We start from the raw sequence: 12,508 nt of genomic DNA on the forward strand, positions 1-12,508 counted from the left end.
CCCGGCTCGCCATGAATTTATTCACCTGGTCTTTCCTGTTCGCCGTACTGCTGTCGCTGACGCTGCGGCTCTACCTGTCGCAACGGCAGATCCGCCATGTGCAGCAACATGCGGACAAGGTGCCGCCAGCCTTCCGTGACCGCATCACGCTACAGCAGCACCAGCTGGCCGCCGACTACTGCGTGGCACGACAGCGCCCCGGTCAGTGGCAGGCGCTCGCCGACAGCGCGCTGCTGCTGGCGCTGACGCTGGGCGGCGGCCTGCAGTGGCTGTGGCAGCAGCTGGCCGGCATCGGGCTCGCCGGCCTGTGGCAGGGTGTGGCGCTGATCGGCGTGCTGGCCCTGCTCAGCAGCGTGCTCGGCCTGCCGTTCAGCCTCTATCGCACCTTCGCCATCGAGAAACGCTTCGGCTTCAACCGCACCAGCTGGCCGCTCTACCTCGTCGACCTGGCCAAGGGCGGCGTGCTGGCCGTCATCGTCGGCGCGCCGCTGGTTACGCTGATCCTGTGGCTGCTACAGGCCGCCGGCGACTGGGCATGGCTGTGGGTGTGGTGCAGCTGGACGCTATTCAGCCTGGCGATGCTTTGGGCGTACCCGACACTAATCGCGCCGCGCTTCAACCGTTTCACGCCGCTGGCCGATCCGGCGCTGCGCCAGCGCATCGACGACCTGCTGGCACGCACCGGCTTTCACAGCGACGGCGTGTTCGTGATGGACGGCTCGCGCCGCTCCAGCCACGGCAACGCCTACTTCACCGGCTTTGGCAAAACCAAGCGCATCGTGTTCTTCGATACCCTGCTCACCCAGCTGGACGAAGGCGAGATGGAGGCAGTACTGGCGCACGAGCTGGGCCACTTCAAGCACGGCCACATCCGCCAGCGCATCGCCACCACCTTTCTGCTGTCCTTCCTTAGCCTGGCCTTGCTCGGCTGGCTGCTGACACTGCCGGCGTTCTACAGCGGCCTGGGCGTTGTTGATGCGGTGCCAGCGCTGGGACTGGTGCTGTTCATGCTGGCAGCGCCGGCCTACACCTTCCCGCTGACGCCGCTGTTCAGTCAGCTGTCGCGGCGCCACGAATACCAGGCAGACGACTTCGCTGCCCGCCACAGCAGCGCCCGCGAGCTCGTCAGCGCACTGGTCAAACTGTACCGTGACAATGCCAGCACACTGACGCCAGACCCGCTACACTCGCGCTTTTACGACTCCCATCCACCGGCGAGCCTGCGCATCGCCCACCTGGAAAGACAAGCACAATGAATCTGCAACACATGCACTGCGAGGCCCAGCACGGCCTGCACGCCCTCAGCGAACAGGCCCGTACCGAGCTGCTGACCCACCTCGACGGCTGGGCAGTAGAAGGCATCGAATTGGTCAAGACCTTCCGCTTCGACGACTACTACCGCACCATGGCCTTCGTCAACGCGCTGGCCTTCATCGCCCACCAGCAGGATCACCACCCCGACCTGTCGGTGCACTACAACCGCACCGTGGTCCGCTTCAGCACCCACGACGCCGGTGGTCTGACCCTCAACGACTTCATCTGTGCCGCCAAGACCGAAGCACTGGCGGCCGGCAAATGAAGCAGCAAGGTCAGATCATCCGCAGTTACGGCCGCCGCTTCATCGTCGAATGTGACGGCCGCCAGTACGATTGCACCACCCGCGGCAAGCGCGTCGACTACGCCTGCGGCGACCACGTCGAGCTGTCGGTCATCAACGGCGAACAAGCGGTGATCGAGCAGGCCTGCGAGCGCAAGAGCCTGCTCTACCGCCAGGATGACTGGCGCACCAAGCTGATTGCGGCCAACGTGACGCGCATCGTGTTCGTCACTGCCGCCGTCCCCACGCCCAGCGAAGAGCTGCTCAACCGCTGCCTGCTGGCCGCCGAGGCCGCCGACATCGAGCCCATCATCCTTGTCAACAAGTGCGACCTGCCGGAAACCGCCGACTGGCTGGCCAAGCTGCAGCCCTACCGCGAACTGGGCTACACCCTGGTCACGGTCAGCGCCCTGCACGACATCAACGAGCTGCTGCCGCTGGTCAAGGGCCAGACCTCGGTTTTTGTCGGACAGTCCGGCATGGGCAAGTCGACGCTGACCAATGCGTTGCTGCCTGCCGCCGAGGCGCGCGTCGGCGATATTTCCATCGCACTGGACGCCGGCCGCCACACCACCACCCACGCCGCGCTCTACCATCTGGACGACGACAGCCACCTGATCGATTCGCCCGGCTTGCAGGAGTTTGGCCTCAGCCACCTTGCCGCCACCGAGCTGGCCGGCCTGTTCCCGGAAATGCGTCCCTATATCGGCCACTGCCGCTTTCACAATTGCACCCACCGCGCCGAGCCCAATTGCGCGATCAAGGGCGCCTGCGATGAAGGCCGCATCCGCCCGGCCCGGCTGGCCTTATTGCAGAAGCTGACTAATCAGCTTGTTAATGCCTAATGAATAAAACTTTTGCGTCACAATCCGTTTACATTTGCTGGCGATAACCCTAATCTGTCATGAAATGACAACAAGGGGGCGTTAGCATCCCCCTCATTCCGACAATAAAGACTAGGAGTCAGCATCATGAGCAAGCGAATCGCATTGGTTACCGGGGGCATGGGTGGCATCGGCACCGCCATCTGCAAGGCACTGGCCGACAGCGGCCATATCGTGGCCACCACCTACAGCAAACCGGGCAAGGAACAGGCTTGGCTTGCGGACATGAAAGAACAGGGTTACGACTTCCACGCCTTCCAGTGTGACGTCAGCGACTTCGACTCGTGCCAGCAGGCTGTTGCCGCCATCACCGAAAAGCTCGGTCCGGTCGACGTGCTGGTCAACAATGCCGGTATCACCCGCGACGCCACCTTCCGCAAGCTGGGCAAGGCTGACTGGGACGCCGTCATCGGCACCAACCTCGACTCCGTGTTCAACGTGTGCAAACCGGTCGTGGAATCGATGCTGGAGCGCGGTTTCGGTCGCGTGATCAACATCTCGTCGATCAACGGCCAGAAAGGCCAGTTCGGCCAGACCAACTACTCCGCCGCCAAGGCCGGCATGCACGGCTTCACCATGGCACTGGCGCAGGAAGTGGCCCGCAAGGGCGTGACGGTCAACACCATCAGCCCGGGTTACATCGGCACCGACATGGTGATGGCCGTGCCGGAGGACGTGCGTAACAAGATCATCGCGCAGATCCCGGTCGGTCGTCTGGGTCAGCCGCAAGAGATCGCCGGCCTGGTCAACTACCTGGCCTCCGATCTGGCCGGTTTCATGACCGGTGCCGACTTCGCCATCAACGGCGGTCAGCACATGATGTAAGCGCGACCGCCGCAAGGTTGGCCGCACGCAAAAAGCCGGGATGCATTCCCGGCTTTTTTGCTATGCTGCGTTCCCCTTTTTACACTGATGGAGTCCTGTCATGGCAGAACAGCTGCTGATCGCCGAAGGCTCGCGCGAGGCGCAATACCAGGCCCTGTTACCGCAGGTGCTGGCACTGATCGAATCCGAGAGCGACATCGTCGCCGCCATGGCCAACTGCAGCGCCGCGATCCAGCAGACCTTCAACTGGCTGTGGACCGGCTTCTACCTGGTCAAGGGCGAGCAACTGGTGCTGGGGCCGTTCCAGGGGCCGATCGCCTGCACCCGCATCCCGAAAGGCCGCGGCGTGTGCGGCAGTGCGTGGGCGCAGGCTAAGACGCTGATCGTACCGGATGTGGACGCCTTCCCCGGCCATATCGCCTGCTCGTCGGCGGCGCGCTCCGAGATCGTGCTGCCAGTGTGCGATGCCGCCGGCACGGTGGTGGCGGTGCTGGACATCGACGCCAGCGAACTGGCGCAGTTCAGCGAGCTGGATCAGCGCTACCTGGAGCCGGTGTGTGCGGCGCTGGGCAAGCTGTTCAACCCGCCAGCAATCGCCTGACCTGTTCCGCCAGCTGCGCCGCCGGCATCGCCCCCAGCTGCGCCTGCTCGGCCTGCAGCCACAACAGCAGGTGCGGCAGGCGATGCTGCAGCAGTAGCGCCTGCTCCTGCTGCAGCTGCTGCAGGGTTGCACCTTGCTGCTGCGCCGTCGCTGCCAGCTCGGCGTGACGTTGCTGCCACTGCTGCCGTGCCGCCTCGCTTTCCGTCAGCCGTTCCTGCAGCGCCGCCAGCTCTGCGGCCAACCTGCCATTCTCCTGCGCGCGTTGCGCCAGCTGCTGCTGGCTGTTGTCGCGCAGCACTGCCAGCTGCTGCGCCTGCTGTTGCCGTTCTGCCTGCCACTGCTGTTCGCGCTGACGCAGCAGCGTGCGCTCGTCCTCCACCTGCTGGTACAGCTGGAGTCGCACACCTTCCAGTCGCTCGTAGGCCAGCGCCTCGCGCCGCTCGCCATCCTGCTGCAATTGCTGCAATTGCTCTGCATGACGTGCTTCCAGCGCCTCGACGCGCTGGTCGGCGGCCTGCTGGGTGGCGACGATCTGGCTGCGCGCCTCCTGCAATGCCGCTTCGCTGGCGAGGGCACGTGCCTCCTGTACCGCCAGCGCCTGCTGCAACTGCGTCAGGCTGGCGGCCAGCTGCTGCCGCGCCTGCTCGGCGTTGTCGCAGCGCCGGCTTAACACCTGTTGCTGCTCGATGGCGGTAACCAGTTCGCGCTGTGCCTGGGCCAGCTCGGAAACCAGTCGCGCCACCTCCTGTTGCGCCTCTTCGCGCAAGCCGGCCAGATTCTGCTCCGCCTCGCCGCAGGCCTGCTGCCAGATCTGGGCAAAGGCCTGCGCCAACGCTGGAGACCAGTCCGGGTGGCGGGCACTGGTCGCCATCTTGCCGAGGAATTCCTGACGCCACTGGCGTAGGGTATTGTTGATGGTGGTGTTGGAGCCGGTGCCCAGCCGCGTGCGCACCTCCTGCACCGTCGGCCACACGCCGGCGCCAACCAGTTCCAGCGCCACGTCGCGCACTCGTGTATGAATATCCATGATTGTTTTCCTGCTGGCTGTCTGCCTTGTTTCGCGTCGGCACGACACGCCGATTTCCGTAGCGGAGCTTATAACACTGCCAGCCCTGCTGCGGCCAGTGCCGCCAGCCGGCAAGCACACCGTTTCACCGCGCACTGTAAGCGGCGGCGCCCTGCCACGACCAAGTGTCAGGGCGCCGCCCTAGTTCTTACGATCTAGCCGCAATAATGCTTTGTGTGGCTGGCAGGCTGTTTGCTAGTGAGTAGAATGAGTCATACCCCCCACTTCACGGAAGGACGCGGCATGTTGTCAGACCGTTTCGGCCGCACCATCGACTACCTGCGCATTTCAGTCACCGATCGCTGCGACCTGCGCTGTACCTATTGCATCCCCAAAGGCTTCAAGGGCTTTGAGGAACCGAGCAACTGGCTGACCTTCGACGAGATCACCCGCGTGGTCGCCGCGTTCAGCCGCCTGGGCACCCGCCGCTTCCGCCTCACCGGCGGCGAGCCGCTGCTGCGCCGTAACCTGCCCGCGCTAGCCGCCAGCCTGTCGGCGCTGGAAGGCGTCGACGACCTGTCGCTGACCACCAACGCCACCCAGCTCAGCCTGCAGGCGCAGGCGCTGCGCGACGCCGGCGTCAACCGCATCAATGTCAGCCTCGATTCGCTGCGCGACGACTGCGTCAGCCGCATCACCGGCAGCGACTGCCTGGACAAGGTGCTGTCCGGCCTCGCCAGCGCCAGCCAGGTCGGTTTCGACAGCATCAAGATCAACATGGTGCCGATGCAGGGCGTCAACGATGGCGACATCGAGGCCATGGTGGCGTTCTGTATCGAGCACGGCTTCATCCTGCGCCTGATCGAGGCGATGCCGATGGGTAGCACCGGCCAGCACACCGCCGGCCTCGACCTGCAGAAGCTGCTGGCACAGCTGCAGCCGCGCTTCGGCCTGCTGCCATCGGACCAGCCGCTGGGCGGCGGCCCGGCCCGCTACTGGCGCACGCCGGACGGCCGCTTCACCCTCGGCCTGATCACCCCGATCTCGCAGCACTTCTGTGCCAGCTGCAACCGCGTGCGGTTGTCGGTGGATGGCACGCTGTACATGTGCCTGGGGCAGGAAGAACGCTTCGAGTTGCGCCCGCTGCTGCGTGCCGGCTGTAGCGATGCCGAGCTGGAGGCCGCGATCCGCGACGCCATCGAGCTGAAGCCGGAAAAGCACGAATTCCTCGAGCAACCGACGCGCATCGTGCGCTTCATGTCGATGACCGGAGGCTGACATGCCACTGGCCGACCCGCTGCTGGAAGGTTTCCGCCGTTTCCAGCAGCAGTATTTCTCTCCCGACAACGACCTGTTTGCCGCGCTGCGCCACGGCCAGCACCCGGTCACGCTGGTGATCGCCTGTTGCGATTCGCGCGTGCATCCGCCGGCGCTGATGGGCAGCCAGCCCGGCGAGATGTTCGTGATCCGCAACGTGGCCAACCTGGTGCCGCCCTGTTCGCCGGACAACCAGCACGCCAGCGTCGCCGCGGCGCTGGAGTTCGCGGTGCTCAACCTGCAGGTGGCCCGCATCATCGTGATGGGCCATGCCGGTTGCGGGGGCATTCGTGCACTAATGCAGCGCAGCACGCCCCAGGACAGTGCATTGACGCGCTGGCTGGACATCGCCGCCCCAGCGCGCGAGCTGGTCTACCGCCACCACGCGGCCGAGGACGAGGCCACCCGCCTGCGTCGTTGCGAGCAGGCCGGCATCCTGGTGTCACTCAACAACCTGCTGACCTATCCGTGGCTGGCCGACAAGGTGAAAGTCGGCGAAGTCGCCCTCGACGGCTGGTATTTCGATCTTAACGACGGCACGCTGTGGGGGCTGGACGCACCGTCCAACCAGTTCATGCCGCTGGTCTGCCCGCTCGGCCAGCAATAAGCCCCGTTCCTTGCATGCGACATGGCGCCCTCGTGGCGCCTTTTTTGCGTCTGCCACAAACAAATCCGGCTTGAAAGAAAAATACCTCGTTCACCGTCAGTCCTTGCCTTGATCGCCACGCGATAGTGATCGGCGCGATACGATCAGGCTCACGCGACGATTTCAGCAGAAAATCACCGCGGCGCCCGATTCCGAGACAAGCGGCAAACCGATGCCGGTAATACATTGCGGCCAACCTTGTGCAAGGTTGGCCACAATGTATTACCGGAGCGTGCAAGATTACTGGCCAAGGCTCGCCAGCGACTGTGGATCGTTGAGATTGCTGAAGGCGCGGGTGTCGTCGAAATTGACGATGCGGCAATCCAGCAGCGCGAGAAAACCGCGCAGGCTGCGGCCGCCGCCGGCAAGATAGTCCGGCAGTCGCGCCAGCGCGCTGCGGCGCAGCAGCGCACACACCGGCTGCGGGCCGTTGATGGTGTAGGGACAGCAGGCGTCGGCGCGACGCTCCGCCTGCAGAACGGCCAGTTGACGCGCCACCAGATCGGCCGGCAGCAAAGGCGCGTCGCACGGCACCAGCTGCACGTAGTCGATGCCGTCCGGCAGCTTGTCCGCCAGGGTGGCGACCCCAGCCAGCGGCCCCATGCCCTGCCAGGCCGCCTCGTCGGCGAATACGGCGTGGCCGCTGACGGCGTAGTCGTCCAGATGGCGGTTGGCGCTGATCGCCAGCCAGCCGGCCTGCGGCGCCAGCCGTGTCAGCACGTGGCGGTATAAAGGTTGGCCGCACCACGGCAGCAAGCCCTTGTCCTGTCCGCCCATGCGCCGACCTTCACCCCCGGCCAGCAGCAGCACTGCCACCTGTTCAGTCATGCCAGCGCCCGCATGCCGCGTCGTCGCTGGCCTTGGCTTCGACCCAGCGGCTGCTGCCGTCGACAAAATCCTCGCGCTTCCAGAACGGCGCCTGCGTCTTCAGGTAGTCCATCAGGTATTCGGCGGCGGCAAAGGCGCCAGCGCGGTGGCCGGCGGCGATGAGCACCAGCACGATGGGCTCGCCCGGCGCCAGCGCCCCGACGCGATGGATGACGCGACAGGCGCTCACTGGCCAACGCGCGGCGGCCTGCTCGGCGATGCGGCGGATTTCGGCCTCGGTCACGCCGGGATAGTGTTCGAGAAACAGCGCCGCGAGCGGCACGGCTTCGTCGTGGGCGCGCACCATGCCCTGGAAGGCCACCAGCGCCCCGGCGTCGCCGGCTTGCGCGCGCAGCGCCAGCTCTTCGGCGCCAAGGTCGAAGGTGGCGGTTTGTACGGTGATGTCGCAGTACATGTCAGCCCCCGGTCACGGGCGGCAGGATGCCGACTTCGGCACCCTCCGGGATCGCCGCGTCGCCGCGCACGATCTGCTGGTTGACCACCAGGCGGAACACCTTGCCCGGTGCCAGCGCCAGCGCCCAGTCCTCGCCGCGGCCGCGCAGCAGGTCTAGCAAGGTGGCGGTGGTGCCGCCGTCCCAGGCCAGCGTTTCCGTGCTGCAGCCCAGCGTGTCCTTGAGAACACCAAAATACAGTAGCGTGATGCTCATGCAGAATCCTTCAGCCAGTTGGCAATAAAATCGGCAATCGCGGCGTGGTCGTCCAGCGGCAATTGCGGCAAATCGGTTTCGGTGGCGCAGTCGCTGGCCAGCGCGATCACGAACGGGTCGTCCGGGTACAGCCACGGCTTGGCGCAGGCACTTCGGTGCACCTCGATGCGCGGCACCGGCAGCGTTTTCTGGCCTTCCAGCAGCACGAGGTCGACTGCGGCCAACCTTGACAGCTGCTGTTCTAGCGTCAGCGGCTGCGGCGTCTCGGCAAACAGGCCGAAGCGGTAGGGCGACACCACCATCACCTCGTGCGCGCCGCTGGCGCGGTGGCGCTGGCTGTCCTTGCCGGCCACGTCCAGCTCGATGTCGTGATGGCTGTGCTTGATCACCGACACCGTCAGTCCGCGCGCGGCCAGCAGCGGCAACATCGCGCCGATCAGCGTGGTTTTGCCACTGCCGGACCAGCCGGCAATGCCCAGCACTTTTTGCATACCCTCTCCCTTTGGTGGATTGTGGTCTACGCCATACGGCGCTATCGTTCAACCAGACTCCACTCCCGATGATCCAGATGAATCCGCTTACCCATTTCAATGCTGCCGGCCAGGCCCACATGGTCGACGTCGGCGACAAGCCGGAAACCCGTCGCGTGGCGGTGGCCACCGGCCACATCACCATGCTGCCGGCCACCTTCGCGCTGCTGCAGGGCGGCAACGCCAAGAAGGGCGACGTCATCGGCATCGCCCGCCTGGCCGCCATCCAGGGCACCAAGCAAACCGCGAACCTGATCCCGCTGTGCCACCCGCTGGCGCTGACCCGCGTCAACGTCGATTTTAGCGTGGATGAGGCGCTGTCACGGGTGGACATTTTCGTCACCAGCGAGACCGTGGGCCGTACCGGTGTGGAAATGGAAGCGCTCAGCGGCGTGATGGCCGGCCTGCTCACCGTCTACGACATGCTCAAGGCAGTAGACCGCGGCATGCAGATCGACGGCGTGCGCCTGCTGGAAAAACAGGGCGGCAAGAGCGGCCACTGGCAAGCCGACAGCGACAATTCTGCGCCGCGCGGCCAGTGCTGACCATACGCCGGACGACCTAAGCCATGCCCCTGCCCGCCCCTCCCTCCGTTCGCAGCTTGTCCAGCAAGCTGCTGATCCTGACCATCGTCTGGCTGGTGCTGGCGATGACCTCCATCGGCTACACCCTGGTGCTGTCGTGGAAACTGGAAGGCGGCGCTGCCGCCATCAACGACGCCGGCAGCCTGCGCATGCGCAGCTACCGCGTCGCGCTGCTGGTCAGCGAAGGCGCCGACCCGGCCCAGATCCAGCAGGAAGCCGTCCAGTTCAGCGACACCATGGCGCGACTGCGCAAGGGCGACCCGGCGCGGCCGCTGTTCCTGCCCGACAACGCCGAAGTGCGCTCGCAGGCGGCGGAAATCGCCAACTACTGGCAGCACGAGATGCTGCCGAAAATGGAGCAGGCGCAGCTCGACCCGCGCCGCAACACCACCCGCGTCGACCTGGGCGCCTTCGTCAATCGCATCGACAAGCTGGTGCGGCTGGTGGAAGAAGACAACGCGCGCAATACCACGCTGCTGCGTTTCTTCCAGATGACGCTGATGGCGATGGCCATCATCGGCGCCATCACCATGATGTACCTGATGTTCCTGCTGATCATCCGCCCGCTGAACGAGCTGGGTGACGCCATCGTGCAGGTGCGTGACGGCGAGCTGTCGGCACGGGTGCCGGTGATCGGCAACGACGAATTCGCCATCCTGTCCGCCGGCTTCAACCAGATGGCCGGCCGCCTGCAGGAGCTGTACACAACGCTGGAAGACAAGGTGCGTGACAAGACGCGCTCGCTGGACGAGAAAAACCGCCAGCTGACCGCGCTGTACGGCGTCACCGCCTACCTGCACGAATCGCACGACCTCAACACCATGTGCAAGGGCTTCATCGAACGCCTGATCCAGCTGACCCATGCCGACGCCGCCAGCGTGCGCATCGTCGACAGCAAGCGCGGCAAGCTGGAGCCGGTGGCGCAGATCGGCCTGCCGGAGGGGATGATCCACACCCACGACTGTGCCCACATCGACAGCTGCTACTGCGGCGCCGCCGTCGAGCAGCCCAGCTCGGTGATCCGCCTGTTCCGCGAACTGCCGCAAAAGGAACAGAAACACTGCGAGCGCGCCGGCTTCCGCTGCGTGTCGATCTTCCACATCCGCGTCAACCAGCAGAACGTCGGCATCTTCACTCTCTATTTCCGTGACGACACCCGCCTCAGCGCACAGGAACAGTTCCTGATCGAGACGCTGGGCAGCCACCTTGGGGTCGCCATCGAGAACCTGCGCCTCGCCGCCCGCGACCGCCAGTTTGCGGTGTCGGAAGAGCGCAACCTGATGGCGCAGGGCCTGCACGACAGCATCGCGCAGTCCTTGTCCTTCCTCAACCTGCAGGTGCAGATGCTGGAGAGCGCGCTTGGTGACACCCAGGACGAGCAGGCGCGCGAAAACCTGGCCTTCATCAAGACCGGGGTGCAGGAATGCTACGAGGACGTGCGCGAACTGCTGCTCAACTTCCGCACCCGCATCAGCAAGGAAGACTTCCCCGACGCGGTCAACACCCTGCTCAAGCGCTTCGAACAGCAGGCGCGGGTGCTGACCCAGTACCAGCTGCGCGGCAACGGCCTGCCGCTGAACCCGGAACAGCAGCTGCAGGTAATCTTCATCCTGCAGGAGGCGCTGTCCAACGTACGCAAGCACGCACAGGCGCACCGCGTCGACATCGACATCGACAACCACGACGACTTCGTGATGCGCATCAGCGATGACGGCTGCGGCTTTGATGCCGCGGTACTAGCCGCGCGCCAGGCGCGACACGTCGGGCTGTCCATCATGCAAGAGCGGGCATCGCGCATCAACGCCCGCATCCAGATCGAAAACCGAGTAGGCGGCGGCACCACCGTCACCCTCACCCTGCCGCACACAGAAAGACAAGCCGCATGACCCAGACCATCCGCATCCTGCTGGTAGACGACCACACCCTGTTCCGCAGCGGCCTCAAGGCGCTGCTGCAGCGCCAGCCCGATTTCGACATCGTCGGCGAGGCCGCCGACGGACTGGAAGGCGTCAAGCTGGCCGAACAGCTCAAGCCCGACGTGGTGCTGCTGGACCTGGACATGCCGGTGATGCACGGCCGCGACGCGCTGTCGCAGATCCTGGTCACCCAGCCGCAGCTGGCGGTGCTGATGCTGACCGTGTCCGAGGACGGCGAAGACCTCGCCGAGTGCATGAAGAGCGGCGCGCGCGGCTACCTGCTGAAGAACATCAACGCCGATTTCCTGCTGACCAGTATCCGCCGTGCGGTGGACGGCGACAGCGTGCTGTCACCGGAGATGACCGCCAAGCTGGTGGCGCGCCTGCGCGCGCCGGTAGCCGCGCCGCGCAACCTGGAGCTGGACAGCCTGACGCCGCGCGAGCGCGAAACGCTCAGCTACCTTGCCTCCGGCGCCAGCAACAAGGAAATCGCCCGCGCGCTGGACCTGGCGGAGAGCACCATCAAGGTGCACGTGCAGAACATCCTGCGCAAACTGAGCCTGAGCAGCCGGGTGCAGGCGGCTGTATACGCGGTGGAGCACGGCCTGGACAAGGCCTGAGGCTGACCGCGCGGGTGCCACGTTCGAAAACCCCGCAGCTCAACACCAGACAGTGGCAGCACCGGCGTGACGAGTGTCGGTGCACTGCAACCAAGCTGGCAGCGCATCTTCCATATCGCCAAACGCGATTAGCAATACAGGTTTTCTTGGTTTGTTTGCATAAAGGCACCCGCTACAGTGGTGCCATCACTGCACGCACACAAGGAAACCATCATGTCGTTCCCGTCCCGCCAGATCATCACCGCCCTGCTGCTGGGCAGCGCCAGCTTCGCCTACGCCGACGTCAGCCTGCTGAACGTGTCCTACGACCCGACACGCGAGCTGTACCAGGATTTCAACACCGCCTTTGCCAAGTACTGGTTATCAGTAGTTTGATTGCAGCCATAAGTTACAACAGTTATGATTCAAACTGCATCATGAAGCGTAGTTTCATACATATTTTACAAA

The 12,508-nt window shown here is 64.9% G+C and carries 16 protein-coding genes; 11 read left to right on the top strand and 5 right to left on the bottom strand.

Annotated elements, in window-relative coordinates:
* Positions 1-11: 11 nt before the first annotated feature.
* From PQU96_RS12985 to msrC, 5 genes are all read left to right on the top strand, one after another.
* Positions 12-1,256 carry a M48 family metallopeptidase gene (locus PQU96_RS12985; RefSeq protein ID WP_272772822.1) on the top strand — a complete coding sequence of 415 codons (1,245 nt, stop codon included), beginning with the start codon at positions 12-14 and terminating at the stop codon, positions 1,254-1,256.
* Complete coding sequence (locus tag PQU96_RS12990; RefSeq protein WP_272772823.1) at positions 1,253-1,579, top strand: 4a-hydroxytetrahydrobiopterin dehydratase; 327 nt, start codon at positions 1,253-1,255, stop codon at positions 1,577-1,579. Before PQU96_RS12985 ends, PQU96_RS12990 begins: the two co-directional genes overlap by 4 nt.
* Positions 1,576-2,442 (top strand): ribosome small subunit-dependent GTPase A, encoded by an 867-nt coding sequence (gene rsgA / locus PQU96_RS12995; RefSeq protein ID WP_272772825.1) that lies wholly within the window; start codon positions 1,576-1,578, stop codon positions 2,440-2,442. Before PQU96_RS12990 ends, rsgA begins: the two co-directional genes overlap by 4 nt.
* Positions 2,443-2,568: 126 nt before the next feature.
* A complete protein-coding gene (locus PQU96_RS13000) occupies positions 2,569-3,306 on the top strand; it encodes a beta-ketoacyl-ACP reductase (protein ID WP_272772826.1) in 738 nt (245 codons plus the stop codon).
* 100 nt (positions 3,307-3,406) lie between these two features.
* Positions 3,407-3,907 carry a free L-methionine (R)-S-oxide reductase MsrC gene (gene msrC, locus PQU96_RS13005; RefSeq protein WP_272772827.1) on the top strand — a complete coding sequence of 167 codons (501 nt, stop codon included), beginning with the start codon at positions 3,407-3,409 and terminating at the stop codon, positions 3,905-3,907.
* On the opposite strand, the gene PQU96_RS13010 is transcribed toward msrC, so the two are convergent.
* On the bottom strand, positions 3,885-4,934 hold the full coding sequence (locus PQU96_RS13010) for a DNA-binding protein (RefSeq protein WP_272772828.1): 1,050 nt from the start codon (positions 4,932-4,934) through the stop codon (positions 3,885-3,887). The genes msrC and PQU96_RS13010 overlap by 23 nt on opposite strands.
* Before the next feature lie 282 nt (positions 4,935-5,216).
* Between PQU96_RS13010 and moaA the strand changes: the two genes are divergently transcribed.
* Both moaA and PQU96_RS13020 read left to right on the top strand, forming a co-directional pair.
* On the top strand, positions 5,217-6,191 hold the full coding sequence (gene moaA, locus PQU96_RS13015; protein ID WP_272772829.1) for a GTP 3',8-cyclase MoaA: 975 nt from the start codon (positions 5,217-5,219) through the stop codon (positions 6,189-6,191).
* Position 6,192: 1 nt separating this feature from the next.
* Positions 6,193-6,837 (top strand): carbonic anhydrase, encoded by a 645-nt coding sequence (locus tag PQU96_RS13020; RefSeq protein ID WP_272772830.1) that lies wholly within the window; start codon positions 6,193-6,195, stop codon positions 6,835-6,837.
* Positions 6,838-7,116: 279 nt separating this feature from the next.
* Here the strand turns inward: PQU96_RS13020 and mobA are convergent, their stop codons facing one another.
* From mobA to mobB, 4 genes are read right to left on the bottom strand one after another with little or no spacing between them, the layout of a single operon-like run.
* Positions 7,117-7,704 carry a molybdenum cofactor guanylyltransferase MobA gene (mobA, locus tag PQU96_RS13025; RefSeq protein WP_272772832.1) on the bottom strand — a complete coding sequence of 196 codons (588 nt, stop codon included), beginning with the start codon at positions 7,702-7,704 and terminating at the stop codon, positions 7,117-7,119.
* Positions 7,697-8,158 carry a molybdenum cofactor biosynthesis protein MoaE gene (locus PQU96_RS13030; RefSeq protein ID WP_272772833.1) on the bottom strand — a complete coding sequence of 154 codons (462 nt, stop codon included), beginning with the start codon at positions 8,156-8,158 and terminating at the stop codon, positions 7,697-7,699. Before PQU96_RS13030 ends, mobA begins: the two co-directional genes overlap by 8 nt.
* Position 8,159: 1 nt before the next feature.
* Entirely contained in the window at positions 8,160-8,411 is a 252-nt protein-coding gene (locus tag PQU96_RS13035) for a MoaD/ThiS family protein (RefSeq protein ID WP_272772835.1), read from the bottom strand.
* The gene (gene mobB / locus PQU96_RS13040; protein ID WP_272772836.1) at positions 8,408-8,902 is read right to left on the bottom strand and encodes a molybdopterin-guanine dinucleotide biosynthesis protein B; all 495 of its coding nucleotides are present in this window, start codon (positions 8,900-8,902) and stop codon (positions 8,408-8,410) included. Before mobB ends, PQU96_RS13035 begins: the two co-directional genes overlap by 4 nt.
* A gap of 77 nt (positions 8,903-8,979) precedes the next feature.
* Between mobB and moaC the strand changes: the two genes are divergently transcribed.
* The 4 genes from moaC to PQU96_RS13060 all read left to right on the top strand — a co-directional run bounded on the left by moaC (position 8,980) and on the right by PQU96_RS13060 (position 12,436).
* Positions 8,980-9,486: a cyclic pyranopterin monophosphate synthase MoaC gene (moaC, locus tag PQU96_RS13045; RefSeq protein WP_272772837.1), complete on the top strand. Its 507-nt coding sequence runs from the start codon at positions 8,980-8,982 to the stop codon at positions 9,484-9,486.
* A 23-nt stretch (positions 9,487-9,509) separates the two neighbouring features.
* Positions 9,510-11,411, top strand: a complete 1,902-nt coding sequence (locus PQU96_RS13050; protein WP_272772839.1) for a type IV pili methyl-accepting chemotaxis transducer N-terminal domain-containing protein — start codon at positions 9,510-9,512, stop codon at positions 11,409-11,411.
* On the top strand, positions 11,408-12,061 hold the full coding sequence (locus PQU96_RS13055) for a response regulator (protein ID WP_272772841.1): 654 nt from the start codon (positions 11,408-11,410) through the stop codon (positions 12,059-12,061). The genes PQU96_RS13050 and PQU96_RS13055 overlap by 4 nt, the downstream gene beginning before the upstream one ends.
* Before the next feature lie 213 nt (positions 12,062-12,274).
* The gene (locus tag PQU96_RS13060; protein ID WP_308446627.1) at positions 12,275-12,436 is read left to right on the top strand and encodes a hypothetical protein; all 162 of its coding nucleotides are present in this window, start codon (positions 12,275-12,277) and stop codon (positions 12,434-12,436) included.
* The last annotated feature ends 72 nt before the right edge of the window (positions 12,437-12,508 follow it).

The organism is Vogesella margarita (assembly GCF_028548475.1).
GTDB lineage: Bacteria > Pseudomonadota > Gammaproteobacteria > Burkholderiales > Chromobacteriaceae > Vogesella > Vogesella margarita.